Raw genomic sequence first — 23,714 nt, 5'->3', positions numbered from 1 at the left:
GACCATGCGGAGCGCCAGCACCCACCCTGCCAGCCGACCCCAGGCCAGCAACTCAGAGACTTACAGGCGATTCAGGGCATGCTCGGCCACGTCTCCGCAACGATGACCCTCGACGTCTACGCCGACATGTTCGCCGACGATATCGGCAGCATCGCGGCCGCGCGCGACCTCGAAGCCCCGAAGTCGGCGAATCCAAACACCGAAAAAGAAAAAATCCCAGGCTGACCTGGGATTTCTCTCGTGCCCCCGACAGGAATCGAACCTGCGACCTTTGGTACCGGAAACCAACGCTCTATCCCCTGAGCTACGGAGGCGTACCGGTCGAGATTACCACCCGCGGCGCGCGTCATCCGACGCCGACGAGACAGCGTGCGCGGCTCGGCAGGGTCAGTGGTCCAGCTCGGCGCCTGGCGCGGCATCCGCCACGATGCTGCGCTCGGCGAGCGCCTGATTCAGCCGCGCCGCGAGGTAGGCGTGGCCGGGCGTGGAGGGGTGGAACTGGCCCAGCCCGGTGTCGATCACATCGAGGTAGTTCCACGACTGAATCCACTCCTCCTGCAGCGGGGAGACGTACCACCACCCGCGCGCCGCGGCGAGCTCGCCCAGCCGCTGGTCGATCCACACCGTCCCCGCGTGCACGGGGAGCTGGTGGGGCGCGGGGCCGAGGATAACGATCCGCGCGTCCGGGTACCGCGCGGCGAGCGCGTCCCAGGCCGATGTCACGGCCTTGTCGTACCCGTCGGGCACGAGGAGGCGGTCGTTGATCGAGCCCTGCACGATGACGAGATCCGGATCGAGGGTGGCATCCAGAGCCGCGATGCGCTCGCCGAACGTCGGGCCGTCGACGCCCTCGCGGAGGTAGCCGCTGCCGCGCACTCCCGCGACGGTCGTGTCCCACCCGGTCATCGCCTCGAGCACGTAGGCGTATCCCATGCCCGGCTCGGCCGCCGAGCCGAACGTCCAGGAGTCCCCGAAGACGAGCACGCGCGCATCGGCGGGCAGCGCGAGAGGCTCGGCGTCGACGACGGGCGAACCCTCCCCGGATGCCGCGGCGTTCGGCGGCGCGGCCGCCCTGTGCCAGGGCTGCCAGACGCCGACCAGCGCCGCCGCGACGACCGCCGCCGCGATGGCGGCGGCGACCCCCGCACGCAGGCGGGATCGGGCGGAATCTGCGGACATGCACACGAGCGTAGGCGACCCGGCGGCGCTCTTCGTCCACGGCCTCCCGGCGCGCGCGCCGGGGGCCTCCGGACGCGTGCGAGGATTGCTCGGTGCAGCGCTCCGTCACGGCAGAAATCGACCTCGATCTGGCCGGTTCCGTCGATCTCGTGTTCTCTCTCAGCGTGGCCCAGCAGGTGCCCGTCGTGGGGGAGCGGCTCACCTTCACCCAGGGCGGCCGCACGTGGTCGCCGACCGAGATCGTCGACCAGTACGGCAGCCGCCTGCACCGGCTCCGCGGCGAGGCGGGTCGCCTCGAAGTGCGCTACGAGGCCCTCGTCGACGGCCCCGCCGGCATGCCGCGCACGAGCGACCTGGACGCCATCACCTACCTCCGCCCCAGTCGCTACAGCCAATCCGACGAGGTGTTCACGCAGGCGCGGCGACAGTTCCACGGACTCTCGGGGCACGACCTGATCGAGGCCGTCACCCGCTTCGTCGAGCAGAGCATCACCTACACGCCGGGCCTGAGCCTCGGCACCGACAGCGCCGTGACGACCCTCACGACGGGTCAGGGGGTCTGTCGCGACTACGCGCACGTCGTCATCGCGCTGCTGCGGGCGATGGACATGCCGGCGCGGTACGCGGCCTGCTACGCGCCGGGGCTCGACCCGATGGACTTCCACGCCGTCGCCGAGGCGTATCTCGACGGCGCCTGGTACGTGATCGACGCGACCCGCCTCGCCGATCGCCGCTCCCTCGTGCGCATCGCGACGGGCCGCGACGCCGCCGACTGCGCCTTCCTCAGCTTCCACGGCGGCCACGTCGGCCTCGAGCGGCTGCAGGTCGACGCGCGGCTGCACGACGCCGCACCGGATGCCGCGGCATCCGCCGACGACTTCACGGCGCTCGTGCAGCTGGCCTGAGGCACGGGGGAGGCGTCCGTCGAAACTAGACTGGGCGGGCTATGAACCCCGAGGATCTCTCCGCCGCCCTGCTCGCCGTGATCACGCCCCTCGCCGAGGCTCGACGACCCGGTTCGGCCGAGGGGCTCACCGCCGCCGACCTGCCGCTGGAGCGTCCCAAGAACCGCGACCACGGCGACTGGGCCTCCAACGCCGCCATGAAGCTCGCCAAGCGGGTCGGCGCGGCACCGCGCGAGCTCGCCACCGAGATCGCCGCGGGCCTGGAGAGCGTCGACGGCGTCGCGAGCGTCGAGGTCGCCGGCCCCGGGTTCATCAACATCCGGCTGGATGCCGCGGCCGCCGGAGCGCTCGCGAAGACCATCGTCGAGGCGGGGGCGGCGTTCGGGACGAACGACTCCCAGCGCGGCAACAGCATCAACCTCGAGTTCGTCTCCGCCAACCCCACCGGCCCGCTCCACATCGGCCACACGCGATGGGCAGCCCTCGGCGACTCGATGGCACGCCTGCTGCTGGCGAGCGGCGCGACCGTGGCGCGCGAGTTCTACATCAACGACGCCGGCGCGCAGATGGACCGCTTCGGCCTCTCGGTGCTCGCCGCGATCCAGGGGCAGCCGACACCCGAGGGCGGGTATGCGGGCGCCTACATCGATGAGCTCGGTCGTCGCGTGCTCGTGAAGCGCCCGGACATCCTCGAGCTGGACGAGGACGAGCGGATGGTCGTTGCCCGGGACACGGCGTACGAGCTGCAGCTGGGGGAGATCCAGGCATCCCTCGAGAATTTCAACGTGCACTTCGACGTCTGGTTCTCGGAGCGCGTGCTGCACGCCCGCCCCGCGGACGGCGGCCCGAGCCTCGTGGACGAGGCCGTCGACCGGCTGCGCGCGCAGGGGCACGTCTTCGACGACGAAGATGCCGTGTGGGTGCGCACGACCGACTTCGGCGACGACAAGGACCGCGTCATCCGCCGCAGCAACGGCGAGTACACGTACTTCGCCGCCGACGCCGCCTACTACCTCAACAAAGGCGACCGCGGCTACGCGCACAAGATCTACCTGCTCGGCGCCGACCACCACGGCTACGTCCACCGCCTCAAGGCGCTGGCGGGCGCGGCGGGCGACGACCCCGACAAGGACATCGAGGTGCTCATCGGGCAGCTCGTCTCCGTCAACGGCGCGCGCCTGTCCAAGCGCGCGGGCAACATCATCGAGATGGACGACCTGCGCGCGTGGATCGGCACCGACGCGCTGCGGTACTCCCTCGCCCGGTACCCCGCCGACTCGCCCCTCACCCTCGACCCCGAGCTGCTGCGCAAGCGCACGAACGACAACCCCGTCTTCTACGTGCAGTACGCCCACGCCCGCACGCACAACGTCGCGCGCAACGCGGCCGACTCGGGTGTCGACCGCAGCGAGTTCGCGCCCGAGCTGCTCGAGCACGAGACCGAATCGGCGCTGCTCGGCGCCCTGCAGGAGTTCCCGCGCATCGTGGCATTCGCCGCCGACGTGCGCGAGCCGCACCGCGTGGCCCGCTATCTCGAGGAGCTCGCGGGGCTCTACCACCGGTGGTACGACAACTGCCGCGTCATCCCCCAGGGCGACGCACCGGTCGAGACCGTGCACCGCACGCGGCTCTGGCTCAACGACGCCACGGGGCAGGTGCTGCGCAACGGCCTCGACCTGCTCGGTGTGAGCGCCCCGGAGCGGATGTAGCGCATGAGCGGCCCCGAGCACCCGACCCTGCCCCTGCCCGAACCCGGAAGCCGGTGGGTGCTCGCCGACTCCGGCGATGCTCCGGCCCGCAGGCGTCGCGTGTGGCCCTGGATCGTCACGCTCGTCATCGTGGCGGCGGTGCTGGTCGGCGGCTGGTTCGTGGCGAACTGGCTCGCGGGTGACCTCGTCGAGCGCGCCGTGCGCACCCAGGTGGTGCAGCAGCTCGGGGCGGATGCCTCGGGCGAGGTCGACGTCGAGGTGTCGGGCATGGTGATCCCGCAGCTGGTCTCCGGCGAGCTCGACGAACTGCGCATCACCGCCCAGGACCTCAGCTTCGACACCCTGTCGGGCGACGTCGAGGTCGTCGCGACGGCAGTCCCGATCCGCGCGGACCGCGACCTGGGCCAGGCGTCGGCGACGGTGGTCCTCGACGAGCAGCAGGTGCGCGCGCTCCTCGCGGGGATCGAGGGCTTCCCGGCAGACACGGTGTCGATCGACGGCGGCGAGGTCGCGGCATCCTTCGAGCTCACCGTCTTCGGCGCGGTCATCCCGATCGGTGTGGGGCTCGTGCCCTCCGCCGCGGACGGCGATCTCGTGCTGACGCCCGCCACGCTCCGCCTTGCCGACGCGACGGTCTCGGCCGACGACCTGCGCGCCCGGTTCGGCGGGTTCGCCGATGCCGTGCTGCGCTCGTGGGACGTCTGCGTCGCCCAGTACCTGCCGGCTGCGCTGACGATGACGGATGTCGTGGTGGCCGACGGCCGCGCGACGATCGACTTCGACATCGCTCCCGGCGTGCTCCACGACCCCGCGCTGCGCCAGGACGGCTCCTGCGGATGACGCGGCCGGCGCGGGCCGGATGGGGTCGAGCGAACGCGGTGCCCTAGACTTTCTAGCAACCGTCGGCCGCGTGAGCATCCCGCGACCTGCCGCCCGTCGGCGCCGACGCATCCCGACATCCGATTGGTACGCCGTGCCCGCCTCGCCGCTCGCCCCCGCCTGGCTCTCCGAGCCCTCCGACGCGAACGCGCTCGCCGAGGGCGTCTGGCCGGCCAGCGCCCACCGTGACGAGACGGGCGGCGCCGTGGTCGGCGGGGTCTCGGTGCGTGAGGTCGTGGCCCGCTTCGGCACGCCCCTGCTCGTCATCGACGAGGACGAGGTCCGAGGGCGAGCCCGCCGCACCGTCGCCGCGTTCTCCGCGGCCGCCGCGGCGCGGGGCACCAGCGCGCGGGTCTACTACGCCGGCAAGGCGTTCCTCTCGACCGAGATCGCCCGGTGGGTCACCGCCGAGGGCATGCGCGTCGACGTCTGCACGCAGGGCGAGCTCGAGGTCGCGCTCGCCGCCGGTGTGCCGGCGGAGCACCTGGGCTTCCACGGCAACAACAAGTCGGTCGCCGAGCTGCGCCGGGCCGTCGAGACCGGCGTCGGGACGATCGTCCTCGACTCCGAGATCGAGCTCGAGCGCCTCTCGCGGATCGCGGCGGACGCCGGTCGCACGCAGGCCGTGCTGATCCGCGTCAACACCGGCGTGCACGCCGAGACGCACCACTTCCTCGCGACGGCCCACGAGGATCAGAAGTTCGGCTTCCCGCTCGCCGAGGCGGCCAGGATCGTCGAGCGGATCCGCCGCGCCCCGGGACTGCGCTTCGACGGCCTGCACTGTCACATCGGCTCGCAGATCTTCGGCACCGACGGATTCCGCGAGTCGGCCGCGCGCTTGCTCGAGGTGCTCTCCATCGTGGGCGACGGCGGCGAACCCGCGCCGATCCTCAACCTCGGCGGCGGCTTCGGCATCGCCTACACGTCGGCCGACGAGGCCACGCCGATCGAGCAGCTGGCCGACGGCATCCTCGAGGTCGTCGCGGCGGAGAGCGCCGCCCGCGGCATCCCCGTCCCCGTCGTCGCGTTCGAGCCGGGGCGCTCGATCGTCGGCACCGCCGGGGTGACGCTCTACGAGGTCGGCACGACGAAGGACGTCACGGTCGACACCGAGACCGGGCCCGCCGTGCGGCGCTACGTGAGCGTCGACGGCGGCATGAGCGACAACGCCCGCCACGCCCTGTACGGCGCGGACTTCTCGGCGCGGATCGCCTCACGCGTCTCCGAGGCCGGCACCCAGCTCGTGCGCGTCGTCGGCAAGCACTGCGAATCGGGCGACGTCGTCGTCGATGCCGAGTACCTGCCGGATGACGTCTCGCCCGGCGACCTGCTCGCCGTGCCGGTGACGGGCGCGTACTGCCAGCCGCTGTCAAGCAACTACAACCACGTGCCCCGGCCGCCGGTCGTCGCGGTGCGCGACGGCGCGGCCCGGGTGATCGTGCACGGTGAGACCGTCACCGACCTGCTGGCCCGGGATGCCGGGCTGCACCCGTCGAGGGGAGAAGAATGACCGACTACCGCACGCTGCGCGTCGCCCTGCTGGGCGCCGGCGCGGTCGGATCACAGGTCGCGGGGCTGCTGCTGCGCCACGGCGACGAGCTCGCCGACCGCGCGGGTGCGCGCCTCGAGCTCGCCGGGATCGCGGTGCGCACGATCGACGCGCCGCGCGACGTGGAGCTGCCGGCCGAGCTGTTCACGACCGACGCGGAGGCCCTGATCGTCGGCGCCGACATCGTCATCGAGCTGATGGGCGGCATCGAGCCCGCCCGCACCAGCATGCTGCAGGCCCTCGCCTCGGGCGCCGACGTCGTGACCGCCAACAAGGCGCTCCTGGCCACCCACGGCCCCGAGATCTTCGACGCCGCCGACCAGGTCGGGGCATCCGTCTACTACGAGGCCGCCGCGGCGGGCGCGATCCCGATCATCCGCCCGCTGCGCGACTCCCTCGCCGGCGACCGCGTGCGCCGCATCATGGGCATCGTCAACGGCACCACGAACTACATCCTCGACCGCATGGACACCGAGGGCGCCGCCTTCGCCGACGTGCTGAGCCAGGCGCAGGCGCTCGGCTTCGCCGAGGCCGACCCGACGGCGGATGTCGAGGGCTACGACGCCGCGCAAAAGGCGGCGCTGCTCGCGAGCCTGGCGTTCCACACCGCCGTCCCCCTCGACGCGGTGCACCGCGAGGGCATCACGGGCGTCGACGCCGCGATGATCGAATCCGCCCGCCACGCGGGCTACGTCATCAAGCTCCTCGCCGTCTGCGAGCGCATCGAGGATGCCGCGGCCGGCCAGCAGGCCGACGCCATATCCGTGCGGGTCTACCCCGCGCTCGTGCCCCGCTCGCACCCGCTCGCGAGCGTGCACGGTGCCAACAACGCCGTCTTCGTCGAGGCCGAGGCCGCCGGAAGCCTGATGTTCTACGGAGCCGGCGCCGGGGGAGTGCAGACGGCATCCGCCGTGCTCGGCGACGTCGTCTCCGCGGCCCGCCGCCACATCGCCGGGGGAGTCGGGGTGGGCGAGTCCACGCGCGCCAACCTCCCGATCCTGCCGATCGGGCGCGTCACGACGCGCTACCAGATCACGCTCGAGGTCGACGACCACGCGGGCGTGCTCGCGACCGTGGCCGGCATCCTGACCGAGGGGCGCGTGTCCATCGCGACCGTCGAGCAGACCGTTCTCACCGAAGAGGAGCAGGGCGCACCCGTCGCCCGCCTCGTCATCGGTACTCACAAGGCCCTGGAGCAGGACCTCTCCGACACCGTCGCCCGCCTCGCCTCTTCCGGCGTGGTAGAGCGGGTCGTGTCGGTCCTGCGTGTGGAAGGAGACTGACATGGCACACGTCTGGCGCGGAGTCCTGCGCGAATACGGAGACCGGCTCGGAGTGACCGAGAGCTCGACCGTCGTCACCCTCGGCGAGGGAGGGACGCCGCTGCTGCCGGCGCCCGCGCTCTCCCGCCGCACGGGCGCCGACGTCTGGGTCAAGTACGAGGGGATGAACCCCACCGGGTCGTTCAAGGACCGCGGCATGACCGTCGCGATCTCCCGCGCGATCGAGCACGGCGCGAAGGCCGTGATCTGCGCGTCGACGGGCAACACGTCGGCGTCGGCCGCCGCGTACGCGGCGCACGCCGGCATCACGGCCGCCGTGCTGGTGCCCGAGGGCAAGATCGCGATGGGCAAGCTCAGCCAGGCCGTCGCGCACGACGGCCGGCTCATCCAGGTGCGCGGCAACTTCGACGACTGCCTCGAGATCGCCCGCGAGCTCGCCGAGCACTACCCCGTGCACCTGGTCAACTCGGTCAACCCCGACCGCATCGACGGGCAGAAGACGGCCGCGTACGAGGTCGTGGAGCAGCTGGGCGACGCGCCCGACTTCCACTTCATCCCGGTCGGCAACGCCGGCAACTACACCGCCTACACGCGCGGCTACCGCGAGGAGGCCGCGAGCGGCGTCTCCACCCGCGTCCCGCGCATGTTCGGTTTCCAGGCCGCCGGCAGCGCCCCGCTCGTCGTCGGGGAGGTCGTGCGCAACCCCGAGACGATCGCGTCGGCCATCCGCATCGGCAACCCCGCCTCGTGGCACCTCGCCATCGAGGCGCGGGAAGCGACCGACGGGTACTTCGGCGCGATCGACGACGACCGCATCCTCGCGGCGCAGAAGCTGCTCGCGGGAGAAGTGGGCATCTTCGTCGAGCCCGCCTCGGCGATCAGCGTCGCCGGGCTCCTCGACCGCGCCGAGGCGGGCGTCATCCCCGCGGGCTCGCGCGTCGTGCTCACGGTGACCGGCCACGGCCTGAAGGACCCGCAGTGGGCGCTCCGCCGCTCCGACGGGTCGCAGGTCGAGCCGACCGTCGTGGACGCCACCACCTCCGACGTCGCCGACGTGCTCGGCCTCGCCCCCGTCGGAGCCACCGCGTGAACACAGCCCCTCGCACCGTCTCGGTGCGGGTGCCCGCCACCAGCGCGAACCTCGGGCCGGGCTTCGACACCCTCGGGCTTGCGCTGAGCGTGTACGACGAACTCGAGGTCACGGCGCTGCCCGAACCGGGCGTCGAGGTGCACGTGGCGGGCGAGGGCGCCGAGGACGTGCCGCGGGATGCCTCGCACCTCGTCGTGCGCGCGATCGACCACACGTATCGCGCGGCGGGCGTGCCGCTGCCGGGCCTGCGTCTGCGGGCGCACAACGTCATCCCGCACGGGCGCGGCATGGGCTCGTCCGGCGCGGCGGTGGTCTCGGGCATCGTGGCGGCTAAGGGGCTGCTGGAGGGCGTGGTCGACTTCAGCGACGACGACCTGCTGCGCCTGGCGACCGAGATGGAGGGCCACCCCGACAACGTCGCCCCCGCGCTGTTCGGCGGGCTGACGATCGCGTGGCTGACCCCCGAGGGCCCCCAGCACAAGAAGCTGCTCGTGCACCGCGGCGTGTCGCCGCTCGTGTTCGTCCCCGGATTCACGATGTCGACGTCGCTCGCCCGCAGCCTGCAGCCGCTGCACGTGCCGCGCGAGGATGCCGTGTTCAACGTCTCGCGGTCGGCGCTGCTCATCGCGGCGCTCACGCAGAGTCCCGAGCTGCTGATGGCGGCCACGGAGGACAAGCTCCACCAGAACTACCGCGCCGAGGCCATGCCCGAGACGCTGCGTCTCGTGCAGGCCCTGCGAGACGCCGGCTTCGCCGCCGTCGTCTCGGGCGCGGGCCCCAGCATCCTGGTGCTCGCCGACGGGCCCGGGCGCCGCCTCGAGGCCGCGGACATCGTCGCCAACGCGTCGGACACTCCGTGGGAGGCCCTCATGCTGGCCGTCGACTTCAAGGGTGCTACAGTGAAGAACACGGAGGGTTCCACGTGAATACGCGTGAATCTGGCCTCCGATCGCAATCTGCGAAGCACTGCATGTCCTTCCCCGCCACAGACGCCTGAGCACCGCGACGGTCGTCCGATCGGCGGTGCGGCGTCACGGTCCATCGGCGCCCGTGCAGTAGATCATCCACACGTGCAAGGGAGAACTCGTGGAGTCCATCTCCGAGATCCAGACCGAAGCCACCGACGCCCAGGGCGACCAGGCTTCCACCGACCAGGCGCCCGCGGCCGACACCGCCGCCGGCGAGCAGAACACCGCGGCTGAGGCCGCGCCCGCCGAGCAGGCATCCGATGCCCCCGCGGAGGAGGCCACCTCCGAGGCTCCGGCCGAGGGCAAGCGGGTGCGCGCGCCCCGCAAGAGCGAGCGGCGTCCGCGGGTGCGCGAGGTCGCGGCCGACCTCGGCGTCGACGCCAAGCGCGTCATCGCCGCGGCCGCCGAGCTCGGCGTCACGCTGAAGTCCGCGCAGTCGGCCGTCGACACCGAGCTGGTCGCGCGCCTCGCGACCGCCATCCAGGACGCCGACGCGGCCGCGGAGGCGCCCGCCGAGGCGCAGACCCCGGCATCCGCGGAGGCGCCCGCGCCCGCGCCCGCCGAGGCGCAGACCCCGGCATCCGCCGAGGCGCCCGCGCCCGCCGAGGCGACGGCGCCCGACGCGTCCGGCGACGCGTCCGCAGCGCCCGCCGGCTCCACGGCCGACGAGTCGAAGCAGGGTTCGTCCTCCGAGGGTTCGTCCTCCGAGGGCTCCTCCCAGGACGCGTCGTCAAACGACGGCGCCGCGACCGACGACTCGTCCGAGGGCGAGCAGACCGGTGGTCGCCGCAACCGCAACCGCAACCGGAACCGCAACCGCGGTGGGGCGGGCGGCCAGAACAACGGCGGTGGTCAGAACAACGGCGGCGGCCAGAAGGGCGGCGAGGCGCAGAACGCCCCGTCCGCGCCCGGCAGCGCCCCGTCATCCTCGTCGCCCGCGCCGGACGCCGACGACGACCAGCGCGGCCAGGGTCGCGGTCGGGGTCGCGGGCGCAACAAGCGCGGCGCGACCGGCGGCGGAGCATCGGACGAGTTCGACACCGAGATCGGCGACGACGACGTCCTGATCCCGATCGCGGGCATCCTCGACGTGCTCGACAACTACGCCTTCGTGCGCACGACGGGCTACCTGCCCGGCACGAGCGACGTCTACGTCTCCCTCGGTCAGGTGAAGAAGTACAACCTCCGCAAGGGCGACGCCGTCGTCGGCGCCATCAAGCAGCCTCGCGAGGGCGAGCAGTCGGGCCGCCAGAAGTACAACGCGCTCGTGAAGGTCGACTCGATCAACGGACTGTCGCCCGACGACGCGGCGACGCGTGTCGAGTTCGGCAAGCTCACGCCGCTGTACCCCCAGGAGCGCCTGCGCCTGGAGACGGCGCCCGAGAAGCTCACCCAGCGGATCATCGATCTCGTGGCGCCCATCGGCAAGGGCCAGCGCGGCCTCATCGTCGCCCCGCCCAAGGCCGGCAAGACGATCGTGCTGCAGCAGATCGCCGACGCGATCGCGAAGAACAACCCCGAGGTCCACCTCATGGTCGTCCTCGTCGACGAGCGCCCCGAAGAGGTGACCGACATGCAGCGCTCGGTGCGCGGCGAGGTCATCGCCTCGACGTTCGACCGTCCCGCCGAAGACCACACGACGGTCGCCGAGCTCGCGATCGAGCGCGCCAAGCGGCTCGTCGAGCTGGGCCGCGACGTCGTCGTGCTGCTCGACTCCATCACCCGCCTCGGGCGCGCGTACAACATCTCGGCCCCCACGTCCGGCCGTGTGCTGACGGGAGGCGTCGACGCGTCGGCGCTCTACCCGCCCAAGCGCTTCTTCGGCGCCGCGCGCAACATCGAGAACGGCGGATCGCTCACGATCCTCGCGACGGCGCTCGTGGAGACCGGGTCCAAGATGGACGAGGTCATCTTCGAGGAGTTCAAGGGCACCGGCAACAGCGAGCTGCGCCTGTCTCGCCAGCTCGCCGACAAGCGCATCTTCCCCGCGGTGGACGTGAACGCGTCGTCCACCCGTCGCGAGGAGATGCTGCTCTCGGCCGACGAGGTCAAGATCACGTGGAAGCTGCGTCGCGCCCTCGCGGGCCTCGACCCGCAGCAGGCGCTCGAGGTCGTCCTTGGCAAGCTCAAGGAGACCAGCTCCAACGTCGAGTTCCTCGTGCAGATGCAGAAGTCGGTCCCCGCCCCCGCGCGCGAGGGGCACGGCGGCGGTCACAGCCACGGGCACGAGAACAACATCCGCTGATCCGACCGGCATGACCGATCCCGCGATCTTCGACTCCGTCAAGGCGCTCATCGACGAGCACCGCCGGGTGCAGGAGGAACTCTCCGACCCGGCGGTGCACGCCGACGCCCCACGTGCCAAGCGCGTCAACCGCCGATATGCAGAGCTCTCGCGGATCGTCGCCGCCCACGAGGCGTGGTCCGCGGCATCCGACGACCTGGATGCCGCGCGCGAGCTCGCCCGCGAGGACGACGCGTTCGCGGAGGAGGTCCCCGCGCTCGAGGAGAAGATGCTCGCCGCGCAGGAGCGCCTGCGGCGGCTGCTGATCCCGCGCGACCCCGACGACGCGCGCGATGTCATCCTCGAGATCAAGGCGGGGGAGGGCGGCGCGGAGAGCGCGCTGTTCGCGGCGGATCTGTTGCGGATGTACCTCCAGTTCGCCGCGGCGCAGGGCTGGAAGTCGGAGCTCATCGAGCGCGACGAGTCCGACCTCGGGGGCTACAAGAACGTGCAGGTCGCGATCAAGGGCTCCTCGTCCGACCCGGCGCAGGGGGTCTGGGCCCACCTCAAGTACGAGGGAGGCGTGCACCGCGTGCAGCGGGTTCCCGCGACCGAGTCGCAGGGACGCATCCACACGTCCACGACCGGCGTGCTGGTGTTCCCCGAGGTCGACGAGCCCGACGAGATCGAGATCAACCCGAACGACCTCAAGATCGACGTGTTCCGCTCCTCCGGCCCCGGCGGTCAGTCGGTCAACACGACCGACTCCGCCGTGCGCATCACGCACCTGCCGACCGGGATCGTCGTGTCGATGCAGAACGAGAAGTCGCAGCTGCAGAACCGCGAGGCGGGCATGCGCGTGCTGCGTGCGCGCCTGCTGGCGAAGCAGCAGGAGGAGCGGGATGCCGCGGCATCCGACGCCCGGAAGTCGCAGATCCGCGGGATGGATCGCTCCGAGCGCATCCGCACCTACAACTTCCCCGAGAACCGCATCGCCGACCACCGCACCGGCTACAAGGCGTACAACCTCGACCAGGTCATGGACGGCGCCCTCGGCCCGGTGATCGAGAGCTGCATCGCCGCGGACGAGGAAGCGCGCCTCGCCGCCCTCGGCGCCTGACCCGCGCCCTGCGCCCTGCCCCCGCCCGCGCCCTGCGCCCTCGCGCCCCGGGCGGAGGGCTCGCCTGTCGCGAATCGACCCGATGGCGGTTCCGCCGCGTCGTTTCGTGACAGGGGAGCGGCCGCGCGCGGGCGGCGCGGGGGTCGCGCGGGGGTCCTCCACAGGGCGCGGTCGGTGCGGTGATCCACGGATGCCGGCGGGCGCGCCCTGCGGAGCAGTGCTGCGCGGCACGGTGGGGCGCATGTCGCACACTCCGCTTCCCGAAACGCTGCCGCCCGCTTTCACCGTCGCGATGGCGCGCGCCGCGGGCGTCGGCGAGGGGCGTCTGCGCTCGAAGGACCTGCGTCGTCCGTTCCACGGCGTGCGCTCCCGGCGCGAGGTCTTCGACGCCGGCGCTGCCGACGCGGCCCTGAGCCAGCGCGAGCGGATCCGTCTGGCGGCCCTGGAGTACGCGGCGCGCATGTCCGAGTTCGAGTTCTTCAGTCATGCGACCGCGGCGGTCCTCTGGGGTACTGCCCTTCCCCTTCTCCCGGACGAGACGGTCCACGTCGCGGTCCTCCCTCCGCGCCGCCTGCCCCGTGTGCGCGGCATCCGCGGGCACGAGGCGCAGCCGCGCCTGACCAGGGTCGTCGTGCATCCCGGCACCGGGGTGCGCATCGCGAGCCCGGCGACGACGTGGGCGATGCTGGGGGCTCAGCCGCTGCATCCGTATGACCTGATCGCGGCGGGCGATTCGCTCGTAAGGGTCCAGCGGATGCCGGGCCCCCGGCCGCGCCCGATGCCGCCGCCGCTGGCGAGGGTCGACCAGCTGCATGCCGCGGTGCGCGCCGGACGCCGCGTCGGCGGGCCGCGCCTGCGCGAGACAGTCGATCGTGTGCGGACCGGCTCCGCGTCCCGTCCCGAGTCGTGGTCCCGGCTGACCCTGTGCGACGCGGGTCTTCCCGAGCCGACGCTGGATCATGACGTGTACGACGACACGGGGAACTTCATCGGCTGCGTCGACCTGGCCTACCCCGAGTGGAAGATCGCGATCGAGTACGAGGGCGATCATCACCGCGTGGACCTGGCGACGTGGAATCGGGACATGGAGAAGCACGACGCGCTGCAGGCGGCCGGCTGGCGCGTGATCCGCGTGAGCCGCACGATGCTGTTCGCGCACCCCGACGAGCTGGTCGCGAGGGTGGCGGCCGCTCTCCGCGCCCGGTCTTGACGCTCGCCTGTCGCATTCCGCTCGGCGTGCCGGTGGGAAGGGTCGGATCGTGACAGGGGAGCGGCCCGCGCGGGGCGCGGGGCGGCGCGAGGGCGCGGGGCGGCGGGGGGCGCGGGGCGGCGCGAGGGCGCGGGGCGGCGCGGGGGACGGGGGCGGCGTGGGGACGTGGCCGCGGCATCCGCGCACCGATAGGGTCACGAGCGTGATCATGTTCCTCCTGCGCACGCCGGTGTTCCTGCTCTCCGCAGCACTGGGGCTCGTCGTGGCCGACCTGCTGCTGCCGGGTTTCATGATCGTCTGGAACGACTGGTGGGGCTTCGTGCTCGCGATCGTCGTCTTCGCGGTCCTGCAGAGCGTGCTCTCGCCGTGGATCGCGACGATGGCGCGCCGCTACGCACCGGCCCTTCTCGGCGGCATCGGCATCATCTCCACCCTGGTGGCGCTCCTGGTCGTCGTGCTGCTGCCCATCGGCGGCCTGCGCATCACCGATGCGATCTCGTGGGTCCTCGCGCCCGTCGTGGTGTGGGTCATCACCGCCCTCGCCACGGTGCTGCTGCCCCTGCTCTTCTTCGCCAAGCGCGTCGACGATCGCCGCGACCGCCGCCGCGACGGCACGCCCGCCTGACCCGATGCACCCCACCACGACCCCCACGCCAGGAGGCCGCATGGACCGGATCATCACCGCAGACACCGTCATCACGATGGACCCCCACCGACCGCGCGCGCAGGCGATCGCCGTCTCGGGGGAGCGCATCGTCGCCGTCGGCACCTTGGAGGAGTGTCGGGCGGCGCTGCCTCAGGCGGAGGTCGAAGACTCCGGGGCGGCGTGCCTGCTGCCCGGCTTCATCGATTCGCACTCCCACCCCGTGCTGAGCGGGATGGCCACGATGCCGCCGGCCTATTGGGTCGCGCCGTGGTTCTGCCCCACCTGGGACGACGTGCTCGCCGTCTTCCGGCGGGCGATCGCGGAGACGGATGCCGCGGCGCCGCTGTCCTTCTTCGGCTTCGACGGGCTGCTGCAGCAGCACGAGGAGCCCACCGCCGCCGTGCTCGACGAGATCTTCGGAGACCGCCTCGTGCTCGTCTTCGGCAACTCGGGACACACCTCCTACGTCACCTCGGCGGTCATCCGCGCCCTGGGCTGGGACCGGAATCCCCCCGCCGACCCCGTGGGCGGCTTCTTCGGACGCACTCCCGACGGCGCCCTCGACGGACGCGCCACCGAGGTGCCCGCCGCGATGGCGCTCGCGGAGCCCGTGCTGAGCGCCATCGCGGGTGCGGCCAGGCCCCTCCAGGGCGCCGTGGAGTACTACGTGCTGATGTCGTCGGCCGGGATCACCTCGACGTCGGAGCTGACGTACAAGACGCCCCTGAAGACCGCGTACGAAACGCTCGCGACACTGCCGAGCTCGCCGCTGCGCATCACGCTCTACCACATGTCCACCGAGACCGACTGCGGGGCGCCGTTCACGTCTCACGTTCCGCCGACGATGCTGCGCAAGCAGGGCATCAAGCTCTGGGCCGACGGATCGCCGTGGGTGGGCAACGTCGCGATGAGCGCGCCGTACCTCGACACGCCGGCGACGCGAGCGGCGGGGATATCGCCCGGCGTGACGGGCGAGAGACCCATGAACTACACGCGCAGCCAGCTCGACGCGCTGCTGGATGCGCACGCCGCCGAGGGCTGGCAGATGGCGTTCCACGTCAACGGCGACATCGGGCTGGACATCGTGCTCGACGCGTTCGCCCGCGCACTCGACACGCACGGGCTGAGCGGCACCGATCACCGTTGGCGCGTCGAGCACATCGGCGGGGCGCGCCACGACCAGTTCTCCCGCATGGCGGCGCTGGGCGTCGTCGCCTCGATGGGCCCGTTCCAGTTCCACTACTGGGGTAATCTGCTCGACGGGCAGATGTTCGACTCCGCCGTGGGCGCCCCGTGGCAGCGCTTCCGCGACGCGTTCGACGCCGGCGTGCACCCCTCCTTCCACAACGACGGCAGCGTCAGCCCGCCGACGCCGTTGCTGAACATCCAGACGGCCGTCACCCGCCGCACCTCGAGCGGCACCGTGCGGGGTCCCGAGCAGGCGACGACGCTCGACGAAGCGCTGCGGGCGCAGACCATCAACGGCGCGCACGCCCTGGGATGCGACGCCGACGCCGGATCGATCGAGGCGGGCAAGCTCGCGGACCTCGTCGCGCTGGCGGCGGACCCGTACACCGTCGCGCCCGAGGAGATCGGCGCGATCGCGGTGCTCGGCACGTGGCTCGGGGGAGAGCGCATCGACCTCGATGCGTTCGCCGCGGCATCCGGCCAGGTCGACGACGCCTCCCTGGCCGCCGTCCGCGGCCTCGGCGTTCCCGGCTGCTGCCATCACGTCGCGGCCGTCGCCGCGCCCGCCGCCGCCTCGTAAGGCGCCCGTCGGGAAGCTCGCCTCGCGCCTGGGCCCCCTCGCCCGCTACAGTGACCTCACGGTGTCGCGCAGGTGAACGCGCGGTGTCCGGCTGGGGAACGGCGCGCGGGGGCGCGCACGCGGATGGGGGCTGTCATGGCGTTGACGACGGGGACCACGAGGGCGTCGCGCAGGCGCGAGGGCGCGGACGCTGTCGACGATCCCGTCGTCGGCGTCTCGGTGCGCGGTGTCGCGCGCGGGCTCGTCCTCATCGGCGTCGCGCTCGCGGCGGCGCACCTCGTCGTCCATACGCTGGCGGCCCTCGGCGTCATCACCTACGAAGGGCGCGTGATCTCGGCGTTCGACATGGACGACGAGGTCAGCATCCCGACCTGGTTCAACATGATGCTCCTGGCGGGCGTCGCGCTCGGCGCCGCGGCCGTCGCGGTGGCCACGCGGATGCCGCGGGCGCGCCGGGGCTGGGCGGCGCTGGCGATCGTCTTCGCCTACCTGTCCCTCGACGAGGGCGCGGCACTGCACGAGAGTCTGATGTACGCCACGCGCAACGCCCTCGGGATCACCGGCGGTCCGCTCTGGTACGCGTGGGTCATCCCGGTCGGGATCGCCCTCGTGGCGGCCTCGCCCTTCGCGATCCGCTTCCTCGCCGCGCTGCCGCGGCGGGTGCGCACGCTGTTCGTCGTCGCCGGCGTGCTGTACGTCGGGGGAGCGCTCGGCATCGAGGTCGTCAGCGCCACCGCCGGCGCTGAGGTGGAGTCCCTCCTGCGCGACGAGAACGACCCCGTGGTCTGGCTGCTGGCGTGCTTCGAGGAGTCGCTTGAGATCGCAGGCCTCGTCGTGGTGTCGATCGCCGTGCTCATCCACCTGCGCGATCACGCCCTCGCCGGCCGGGCGCTGGCCGTCCGGCTGCGCTGAGTCACCCGTCCGGGTGGGCCGGCGATCAGATCTGGTACTCGGGCGCCGTCAGGATCGACCGGGTGGTCTCGCCGTCGCGACGGGCCCGGGCCTTCGCCGGGATGCCCGTGAGGACGGAGTCCTCCGGGGCGTCGCGCGTCACGACGGCGTTGGCGCCGATGACCGACCCCGCTCCGATCGTGATGGGCCCGAGCACCTTGGCCCCCGCCCCCACCGCGACGCCGTCGCCGAGGGTGGGGTGACGCTTGCCGGAGTCGCGCGTGCGACCCCCGAGCGTCACGCCGTGGTACAGCATGACGTCATCGCCCACCTCGGCCGTCTCGCCGATCACGACGCCCATGCCGTGGTCGATGAAGAAGCGCCGGCCGATGCGGGCGCCCGGGTGGATCTCGATGCCGGTGAGCGCCCGCGTGATCTGCGAGCCCGCACGGGCGAGGAACCGCCGATCACGCTTCCACAGCGCGTGCCACACGCGGTGGGCCCAGATGGCGTGGAGCCCGGGGTAGAGGAGCCCGATCTCCAGCCCGCCGCGTGCAGCGGGGTCGCGCAGACGCGCGGACGCGATGTCCTCTCGGACCCGCGCCCACAGCGTCCTGACCGGCACCTCAGTCCTCGGCGAGGTGCGCGTACAGGGCCGTCGAGAGATACCGCTCGCCGTAGGAGGGGATGATCACGACGATGTTCTTGCCGGCGGCCTCGGGGCGGCGGGCGATCTCGAGCGCGGCCCAGATCGCCGCACCCGAAGACATGCCGACGAGGATGCCGTCCTTCGCGGCCGTCTCGCGTGCCAGGGCGATCGCGTCGTCGAACTCGACGTCGATCACCTCGTCGATCACGTCGCGGTCGAGGATGGCCGGGACGAAGTTGGGCCCGATCCCCTGGATCTTGTGGGGGCCGGGGTGGCCCTCGGTCAGCAGCGGGGAGTCCTTCGGCTCGACGGCGACGACCTTCACTCCGGGCACGCGCTCCTTGAGCACCTGGCCGACACCCGTGATGGTGCCGCCCGTGCCGATGCCGGCGACGAAGTAGTCGACCTTGCCGTCGGTGTCGCGCAGGATCTCCTCGGCCGTCGTCTTGCGGTGGATCGCGGGGTTCGCCTCGTTCGCGAACTGCTTGGCGAGCACCGAGCCGGGCGTCTCGGCGGCGATGCGCTCGGCCTCCTCCACGGCGTGCTTCATGCCCTTGGTGGGGTCGGTCAGCACGAGCTCCGCGCCGAAGGCCTTGAGGAGCGTGCGACGCTCCTTGGACATGGAGGCCGGCATCGTCAGCACGACCTTGTAGCCGCGTGCCGCGCCGACCATCGCGAGCGCGATGCCCGTGTTGCCGCTCGTCGCCTCCACGATCGTGCCCCCGGGCTTCAGCTCGCCCGAGGCCTCGGCCGCATCGACGATCGCGATGCCCAGGCGGTCCTTGACGCTCGATGCCGGGTTGTAGAACTCCAGCTTGGCCAGCACCGTCGCATCCACGCCCTCGGTGACGCGGTTGAGTCGCACCAGCGGGGTGTTGCCGAATGCGGAGGTGATGTCGGGGTGGATGCCGGCCATGGCCTGCCTTTCGTCGTCCAGGGTGGGGCGCCGTCCGGGACGCCGTCAACGAGCCTAGGCGAGGCGCGGCGGCGCGGGGCGGAAAATGCCCCTGTATGACGGCGGTCGGGGAGGTTTTGTGACGATCCCGTATCGGGTCTCCGATACGGGGAGGATGCCGCGGCGGCCTGATTAGGCTGAATCGCGCTCATGATCTCCTCACGCACCCCCACCCCCTTCGCCGACGGCACCGCGGTCCCCCGTCGCCTGTCGGATGCCGTGCACGCCGCGGCATCCCGGCTCGCCCAGGCGGGCGTGCCGACCCCCGACGTGGATGCCGAGCTTCTGGCCGCCCACGCCTGGGGGACGACGAGGGGCGCCCTGCAGGCGGGCATGATCCGGGGCGACGAGCTTCCGTCGCCGCAGGCCGCGGCCCTCGAGCGCCTCGTCGACCGACGGGCCGCGCGGGAGCCGCTGCAGCACATCACGGGTCTCGCTCCGTTCCGACACCTGACGCTGAGGATCGGTCCCGGCGCCTTCGTCCCGCGGCCCGAGACCGAGATGGTGGCGCAGCTGGCCATCGACGCGCTGCGCGCCGCGCCGACGGCCCGTCCCGTCGCGGTCGACCTGTGCACCGGCAGCGGAGCGATCGCGCTGGCGCTGGCCACGGAGGTGCCGACCGCACAGGTGTACGGCGTGGAGAAGAGCGTCGAGGCCTACATCTGGGCGCGTGAGAACCTCGCCGTCACGCGAGCGGACAACGCGCGGTTCGTCTTCGCCGACCTCGCCGACACGCCCGCGGAGCTGGACGGCACCGTCGACGTCGTCGTCTCCAACCCGCCGTACGTCCCGGACGACGCGATCCCGCGCGACCCCGAGGTGCGCTTCTTCGACCCGCCGGCCGCCCTCTACGGGGGCCGCGACGGACTGGATGTCGTGAGGGCGCTGAGCCGCACCGCCCTTCGCCTCCTGCGGCCCGGCGGCGCTCTCGTGATCGAGCACGGCGAATGGCAGGGGCCGGCCGTGCGCGAACTGCTCGCGGCGGACGGCTGGCGCGCGAGCGCGACGCATCCGGATCTGACGATGCGCGAGCGCGCCACGACGGCGTTCCGGGCGTGACGCGGCACCGGCGCGGGCGAATCGGCGGGGGCCGCGCCGCGGCCTAGACTTGTCGGCGTCATGACCGCGATGTTCGACTGCCGAGACGAGGCGCAGCTGCTCACCGGCATGCGCCAGGCGCGTCAGCTGCTGGCGCGCGGGGAGCTCGTCGTGCTGCCCACCGACACCGTGTACGGAATCGCCGCCGACGCGTTCAACGCGGGAGCCGTCGCCGCCCTCCTCGCGGCGAAGGGGCGCGGGCGCCAGTCGCCCCCGCCCGTGCTCGTCTCCGGACCGCCGATGCTTCGCGCGCTCGTCGCCGACGTCCCCGCCGAGGTCGATGCGCTCGTGGAGGCCTTCTGGCCGGGGGGTCTCACCGTCGTGCTGCCGAGCCAGCCCTCCCTCGCCTGGGACCTGGGCGAGACGCACGGCACGGTCGCCGTGCGGATGCCCGATCACCGCGTCGCGCTCGAGCTCATCGCCGAGAGCGGCCCGCTCGCCGTTTCCAGCGCGAACCTGACCGGCCACCCGGCGGCCACGAGCATGGTCGGCGCGCTGGAGATGCTCGGCGACAGCGTGTCGGTGTACCTCGACGACGGTCCGTCCCGGACGGGTGTCGCGTCGACGATCGTCGACGCGACGTCGCTCACCGGCGGTGCCGGGGGAGCCGGGGTGCGGGTGCTGCGCGAGGGGGCGATCTCGCGCGATCGGCTGCGAGAGGTCCTGGGCGACGCGCTCGAGCCGGACGCCGACGCGTGAAGCAGTACCTCTTCACAATCCTCTTCACCGGCGCGGTGACGCTGGCGCTCGCGTGGGCGGTGTGGCAGCTCAGCATGCGGTTCAAGCTGTACCCCGGCATCCGCGAGCGCGATGTGCACAAGACGCCGACGCCCCGCCTCGGCGGCATCGCCATGTTCATCGGCATCATGGGGGCACTCCTCGTCTCGAAGGCGAACGAGTACTTCGGCACGTTCTGGGCCGATCCGCCGAAGGAGGTGATCGCCATCGCGGCCGCCACGACGCTCATCGTCGTCGTGGGAGTCGCGGACGATCTGTGGGATCTCGACTGGATGATCAAGCTGGGGGCCCAGTTCCTCGCCGCCGGCATCATCGCGGGCTACGGCGAGCTGCAGATCTACTCCCTGCCGATCGGCGGGCTCACCGTCGGATCCAGCTGGGTCAGCTTCACGCTGACCGTGTTCGCGATCGTGGTCGTGATGAACGCCGTGAACTTCATCGACGGGCTCGACGGCCTCGTGGCCGGCGTCACGCTCATCGCGAACGGCGTGTTCTTCGTGTACTCCTATCTGCTGCTGCGCGAGTTCGCCACGAGCAACTTCTCCCTCGCCACCTTCCTCGCCGCCGCCCTCGTGGGCGCGTGTCTCGGCTTCCTGCCGCTGAACTGGAGCCCCGCGAAGCTGTTCATGGGCGACGCCGGCGCGCTCATGATCGGATTGCTGATGGCCACGTCCGCCGTCGCCATCACCGGCGCGCTCGACCCGGGCGTGCTCGACCCGGAGGACATCGGGCGTTCGCAGCTGCTCGGAGCCTTCATCCCGATCCTCCTTCCCGTCGTCGTGGTGATGCTGCCCCTGCTCGACTTCGGCCTCGCCGTCATCCGTCGCATCCGCGCGGGGAAGTCGCCCTTCTCTCCCGATCGCAAGCACCTGCACCACCGCATGCTCGACATGGGCCACAGCGACCGGGATGCCGTGCTGATCTTCTATGCCTGGACAGCCATCATGGGGCTCGCCGTGCTCCTGATGTTCCTCGCCGAGCGTGCGGGCCTGTCGTACATGATCGGCGTCGCTTTCGCCGTCGTGGGCGGCGCAGCCTGCCTGACCATCACCTTCCTGCCCTCGCGCAGGCCGCGCCGACGCGCCCCCGAGGCGTCCGACGGCATCATGACCCCCGTGGAGGAGCTCCCATGACGACCGACCCCGCCCGCTCGATCTCCAGCGCACCGATCCTGCGGGCAGCCCTCTGGTGGGGGATAGGCGTCGGCGCGATCCTCCTCGTGGTGGCCGCGACGGTCGGCTACCTCGTGGCCGGCTCCGACGGCCTGTGGAGCGCGGTGGCCGGCGCCACCGTCGGCATCGTGTTCCCCGCCTTGACCGCGGGCAGCATCATGCTCGGCAACCGCTGGTTCGGCACCCCCTACTACCTCCAGATCTTCTTCGCGGTCGTCCTCGGGGGATGGCTGCTCAAGTTCGTCATCGTCATTGTCGCGCTGGTCGTCCTCAGCAACCTCGCCTGGGTCGTGCCGCTCGTCTTCTATCTGTCTCTCGTGGGTGCGGCGGTCGCTTCGCTCGTCGTGGACCTCGTCGTCATCAGCCGGATGAGGCTGTCCGCGGCATCCGACGTCCGCCTGCCGGGGGAGCAGGATGGGCCGGAGTCCGGAACACGTCCAGACTTTTGATAGGCTGGCCATGCCTCCAAGGTCGGCGAGCAGCGGTGAACGTCACGCTCACGCCACGGCGAGGACGACCACTTCTCACTCACCTTCACGTCGAGTGATGCCCGCACGACATTTTGGAGCCACACGTTGACTCAAGCGAGCATGATCTCTGTGGTGGCCGCTGACGAGCCGTACTTCAGCCCGCCATCGATCGGCGACTTCTTCCCGCCTGCACTCCTCTTCGAAGGCACGCCGTTCGAGTTCACACGCATCTCGATGGTGCAGCTCATCGCCACGGCCGCGCTGGTGATCCTGCTGCTGTGGGGTTCGCGGCGGATGACCGTGGTTCCGGGGCGGTTCCAGTCCGTCGTCGAACTCGGTTTCGGTTTCGTCCGTGAGCAGGTCGCCTTCCAGGTGCTCGGGGAGAAGGACGGCCGACGCTTCCTGCCCATCCTCACGGCGCTGTTCTTCGGGATCCTCTTCCTGAATCTGACGGGCATCATCCCGTTCCTGAACATTCCCGGCACCTCGGTGGCGGGCGCCCCGCTCCTGTTCGCGCTGATCGCCTACGTGCTGTTCATCTACGCCGGAATCAAGCGCCACGGGCCTCTTCGCTTCCTGAAGAGCTCGCTCGTTCCGAGCGGCGTGCCGTTCTACCTGATCCCGATCATCGCCGTCGTCGAGCTCATCTCGACGTTCATCGCGCGGCCCGTGTCGCTCTTCCTCCGGTTGCTGCTCAACATGATGGTCGGGCACCTCATGCTCGTGCTCTTCTTCTCGGCGACGCACTTCTTCCTGTTGAGCATGAACTGGTTTACTCCGCTGGCGGCGGGAACCCTCGCCCTCGGCTTCGCCTTCACGCTCTTCGAGATCTTCGTCGCCGCACTCCAGGCGTACGTCTTCACCATCCTCACCGCGGTCTACATCCAGCTCGCGGTTGCGGAAGAACACTGACGAGCAGCCGCCCGGTTTCTCGCCACACGAAAGGAAAATCACCAGTGGACGCAACGACTGTTCTCGCTCAGATTTCGGGAAACATCGCGACCGTCGGATACGGCCTCGCCGCTATCGGCCCGGCCATCGGTCTGGGCATCATGATCGGCAAGACCATCGAGTCGACCGCTCGCCAGCCCGAGCTCGCCGGACGTCTGCAGACGACGATGTTCATCGGTGTCGCGTTCATCGAGATCCTCGCGCTGATCGGTATCGCGACGCCCTTCATCTTCAACGCGCTTTGATTCCTCGCTGAACGA

23 protein-coding genes and 1 tRNA gene are annotated in these 23,714 nt (G+C 71.5%); 20 read left to right on the top strand and 4 right to left on the bottom strand.

Annotation, left to right across the window (positions count from 1 at the left end; genetic code table 11):
* Positions 1-78 precede the first annotated feature (78 nt).
* Entirely contained in the window at positions 79-225 is a 147-nt protein-coding gene (locus tag RYJ27_RS08325) for a hypothetical protein (RefSeq protein WP_330169862.1), read from the top strand.
* 16 nt (positions 226-241) lie between these two features.
* Here RYJ27_RS08325 and RYJ27_RS08320 read toward each other — a convergent pair.
* Both RYJ27_RS08320 and RYJ27_RS08315 read right to left on the bottom strand, forming a co-directional pair.
* Positions 242-314: transfer RNA gene (locus RYJ27_RS08320), tRNA-Arg, on the bottom strand.
* A gap of 73 nt (positions 315-387) precedes the next feature.
* Entirely contained in the window at positions 388-1,179 is a 792-nt protein-coding gene (locus RYJ27_RS08315; RefSeq protein WP_330169861.1) for an SGNH/GDSL hydrolase family protein, read from the bottom strand.
* Positions 1,180-1,271: 92 nt separating this feature from the next.
* Here RYJ27_RS08315 and RYJ27_RS08310 point away from each other — a divergent pair, with 92 nt between their 5' ends.
* From RYJ27_RS08310 to RYJ27_RS08250, 13 genes are all read left to right on the top strand, one after another.
* Positions 1,272-2,084, top strand: coding sequence for a transglutaminase-like domain-containing protein (locus RYJ27_RS08310; RefSeq protein WP_330169860.1), 813 nt, complete (start codon positions 1,272-1,274; stop codon positions 2,082-2,084).
* Between the two features lie 41 nt (positions 2,085-2,125).
* The gene (gene argS / locus RYJ27_RS08305; protein ID WP_330169859.1) at positions 2,126-3,793 is read left to right on the top strand and encodes an arginine--tRNA ligase; all 1,668 of its coding nucleotides are present in this window, start codon (positions 2,126-2,128) and stop codon (positions 3,791-3,793) included.
* A 3-nt stretch (positions 3,794-3,796) separates the two neighbouring features.
* On the top strand, positions 3,797-4,633 hold the full coding sequence (locus tag RYJ27_RS08300; RefSeq protein ID WP_330169858.1) for an LmeA family phospholipid-binding protein: 837 nt from the start codon (positions 3,797-3,799) through the stop codon (positions 4,631-4,633).
* A gap of 133 nt (positions 4,634-4,766) precedes the next feature.
* A complete protein-coding gene (gene lysA, locus RYJ27_RS08295; protein WP_330172026.1) occupies positions 4,767-6,182 on the top strand; it encodes a diaminopimelate decarboxylase in 1,416 nt (471 codons plus the stop codon).
* On the top strand, positions 6,179-7,504 hold the full coding sequence (locus RYJ27_RS08290; RefSeq protein WP_330169857.1) for a homoserine dehydrogenase: 1,326 nt from the start codon (positions 6,179-6,181) through the stop codon (positions 7,502-7,504). Before lysA ends, RYJ27_RS08290 begins: the two co-directional genes overlap by 4 nt.
* A gap of 1 nt (position 7,505) precedes the next feature.
* Entirely contained in the window at positions 7,506-8,594 is a 1,089-nt protein-coding gene (gene thrC, locus RYJ27_RS08285) for a threonine synthase (RefSeq protein WP_330169856.1), read from the top strand.
* On the top strand, positions 8,591-9,520 hold the full coding sequence (gene thrB / locus RYJ27_RS08280; protein ID WP_330169855.1) for a homoserine kinase: 930 nt from the start codon (positions 8,591-8,593) through the stop codon (positions 9,518-9,520). The genes thrC and thrB overlap by 4 nt, the downstream gene beginning before the upstream one ends.
* A 160-nt stretch (positions 9,521-9,680) precedes the next feature.
* Complete coding sequence (gene rho / locus RYJ27_RS08275) at positions 9,681-11,807, top strand: transcription termination factor Rho (protein ID WP_330169854.1); 2,127 nt, start codon at positions 9,681-9,683, stop codon at positions 11,805-11,807.
* Positions 11,808-11,832: 25 nt separating this feature from the next.
* Positions 11,833-12,906: a peptide chain release factor 1 gene (gene prfA / locus RYJ27_RS08270; protein ID WP_330172025.1), complete on the top strand. Its 1,074-nt coding sequence runs from the start codon at positions 11,833-11,835 to the stop codon at positions 12,904-12,906.
* A 241-nt stretch (positions 12,907-13,147) separates the two neighbouring features.
* Positions 13,148-14,116, top strand: a complete 969-nt coding sequence (locus RYJ27_RS08265; RefSeq protein WP_330169853.1) for an endonuclease domain-containing protein — start codon at positions 13,148-13,150, stop codon at positions 14,114-14,116.
* A 208-nt stretch (positions 14,117-14,324) separates the two neighbouring features.
* On the top strand, positions 14,325-14,741 hold the full coding sequence (locus tag RYJ27_RS08260) for a hypothetical protein (RefSeq protein WP_330172024.1): 417 nt from the start codon (positions 14,325-14,327) through the stop codon (positions 14,739-14,741).
* Positions 14,742-14,781: 40 nt separating this feature from the next.
* The gene (locus RYJ27_RS08255) at positions 14,782-16,530 is read left to right on the top strand and encodes an amidohydrolase (protein ID WP_330169852.1); all 1,749 of its coding nucleotides are present in this window, start codon (positions 14,782-14,784) and stop codon (positions 16,528-16,530) included.
* A 135-nt stretch (positions 16,531-16,665) separates the two neighbouring features.
* Positions 16,666-17,442: a hypothetical protein gene (locus RYJ27_RS08250; protein WP_330169851.1), complete on the top strand. Its 777-nt coding sequence runs from the start codon at positions 16,666-16,668 to the stop codon at positions 17,440-17,442.
* A 25-nt stretch (positions 17,443-17,467) separates the two neighbouring features.
* Here RYJ27_RS08250 and epsC read toward each other — a convergent pair whose 3' ends face one another.
* Together epsC and cysK are read right to left on the bottom strand one after the other, a co-directional pair.
* A complete protein-coding gene (gene epsC / locus RYJ27_RS08245; protein WP_330169850.1) occupies positions 17,468-18,046 on the bottom strand; it encodes a serine O-acetyltransferase EpsC in 579 nt (192 codons plus the stop codon).
* 1 nt (position 18,047) lies between these two features.
* Positions 18,048-18,986: a cysteine synthase A gene (gene cysK / locus RYJ27_RS08240; protein ID WP_330169849.1), complete on the bottom strand. Its 939-nt coding sequence runs from the start codon at positions 18,984-18,986 to the stop codon at positions 18,048-18,050.
* 189 nt (positions 18,987-19,175) lie between these two features.
* Between cysK and prmC the strand changes: the two genes are divergently transcribed.
* From prmC to atpE, 6 genes are all read left to right on the top strand, one after another.
* The gene (prmC, locus tag RYJ27_RS08235) at positions 19,176-20,084 is read left to right on the top strand and encodes a peptide chain release factor N(5)-glutamine methyltransferase (RefSeq protein WP_330169848.1); all 909 of its coding nucleotides are present in this window, start codon (positions 19,176-19,178) and stop codon (positions 20,082-20,084) included.
* A gap of 60 nt (positions 20,085-20,144) precedes the next feature.
* Positions 20,145-20,822 carry an L-threonylcarbamoyladenylate synthase gene (locus tag RYJ27_RS08230; RefSeq protein WP_330169847.1) on the top strand — a complete coding sequence of 226 codons (678 nt, stop codon included), beginning with the start codon at positions 20,145-20,147 and terminating at the stop codon, positions 20,820-20,822.
* On the top strand, positions 20,819-21,994 hold the full coding sequence (locus RYJ27_RS08225; protein WP_330169846.1) for an MraY family glycosyltransferase: 1,176 nt from the start codon (positions 20,819-20,821) through the stop codon (positions 21,992-21,994). Before RYJ27_RS08230 ends, RYJ27_RS08225 begins: the two co-directional genes overlap by 4 nt.
* Positions 21,991-22,482: a Cg1360 family ATP-synthase-associated protein gene (locus RYJ27_RS08220; protein WP_330169845.1), complete on the top strand. Its 492-nt coding sequence runs from the start codon at positions 21,991-21,993 to the stop codon at positions 22,480-22,482. The genes RYJ27_RS08225 and RYJ27_RS08220 overlap by 4 nt, the downstream gene beginning before the upstream one ends.
* A gap of 141 nt (positions 22,483-22,623) precedes the next feature.
* The gene (atpB, locus tag RYJ27_RS08215; RefSeq protein ID WP_330169844.1) at positions 22,624-23,415 is read left to right on the top strand and encodes a F0F1 ATP synthase subunit A; all 792 of its coding nucleotides are present in this window, start codon (positions 22,624-22,626) and stop codon (positions 23,413-23,415) included.
* A gap of 44 nt (positions 23,416-23,459) precedes the next feature.
* Positions 23,460-23,699, top strand: coding sequence for a F0F1 ATP synthase subunit C (atpE, locus tag RYJ27_RS08210; RefSeq protein ID WP_330169843.1), 240 nt, complete (start codon positions 23,460-23,462; stop codon positions 23,697-23,699).
* Positions 23,700-23,714 lie beyond the last annotated feature (15 nt).

Source organism: Microbacterium limosum (genome assembly GCF_036324365.1).
GTDB lineage: Bacteria > Actinomycetota > Actinomycetes > Actinomycetales > Microbacteriaceae > Microbacterium > Microbacterium limosum.
Note: the sequence above shows the minus strand (reverse complement) of the source record. Positions and strands in the feature narration are given on the sequence as shown.

What these genes read in the sequence shown, in the direction of transcription:
- RYJ27_RS08325 (WP_330169862.1), top strand. Translation starts at nt 79, where the DNA reads ATGCTCGGCCACGTCTCCGCAACGATGACCCTCGACGTCTACGCCGAC.
- RYJ27_RS08315 (WP_330169861.1), bottom strand. Translation starts at nt 1,179, where the DNA reads ATGTCCGCAGATTCCGCCCGATCCCGCCTGCGTGCGGGGGTCGCCGCC.
- argS (WP_330169859.1), top strand. Translation starts at nt 2,126, where the DNA reads ATGAACCCCGAGGATCTCTCCGCCGCCCTGCTCGCCGTGATCACGCCC.
- RYJ27_RS08300 (WP_330169858.1), top strand. Translation starts at nt 3,797, where the DNA reads ATGAGCGGCCCCGAGCACCCGACCCTGCCCCTGCCCGAACCCGGAAGC.
- RYJ27_RS08290 (WP_330169857.1), top strand. Translation starts at nt 6,179, where the DNA reads ATGACCGACTACCGCACGCTGCGCGTCGCCCTGCTGGGCGCCGGCGCG.
- thrC (WP_330169856.1), top strand. Translation starts at nt 7,506, where the DNA reads ATGGCACACGTCTGGCGCGGAGTCCTGCGCGAATACGGAGACCGGCTC.
- RYJ27_RS08265 (WP_330169853.1), top strand. Translation starts at nt 13,148, where the DNA reads ATGTCGCACACTCCGCTTCCCGAAACGCTGCCGCCCGCTTTCACCGTC.
- RYJ27_RS08260 (WP_330172024.1), top strand. Translation starts at nt 14,325, where the DNA reads ATGTTCCTCCTGCGCACGCCGGTGTTCCTGCTCTCCGCAGCACTGGGG.
- RYJ27_RS08255 (WP_330169852.1), top strand. Translation starts at nt 14,782, where the DNA reads ATGGACCGGATCATCACCGCAGACACCGTCATCACGATGGACCCCCAC.
- RYJ27_RS08250 (WP_330169851.1), top strand. Translation starts at nt 16,666, where the DNA reads ATGGCGTTGACGACGGGGACCACGAGGGCGTCGCGCAGGCGCGAGGGC.
- cysK (WP_330169849.1), bottom strand. Translation starts at nt 18,986, where the DNA reads ATGGCCGGCATCCACCCCGACATCACCTCCGCATTCGGCAACACCCCG.
- prmC (WP_330169848.1), top strand. Translation starts at nt 19,176, where the DNA reads ATGATCTCCTCACGCACCCCCACCCCCTTCGCCGACGGCACCGCGGTC.
- RYJ27_RS08230 (WP_330169847.1), top strand. Translation starts at nt 20,145, where the DNA reads ATGACCGCGATGTTCGACTGCCGAGACGAGGCGCAGCTGCTCACCGGC.
- RYJ27_RS08220 (WP_330169845.1), top strand. Translation starts at nt 21,991, where the DNA reads ATGACGACCGACCCCGCCCGCTCGATCTCCAGCGCACCGATCCTGCGG.
- atpB (WP_330169844.1), top strand. Translation starts at nt 22,624, where the DNA reads ATGATCTCTGTGGTGGCCGCTGACGAGCCGTACTTCAGCCCGCCATCG.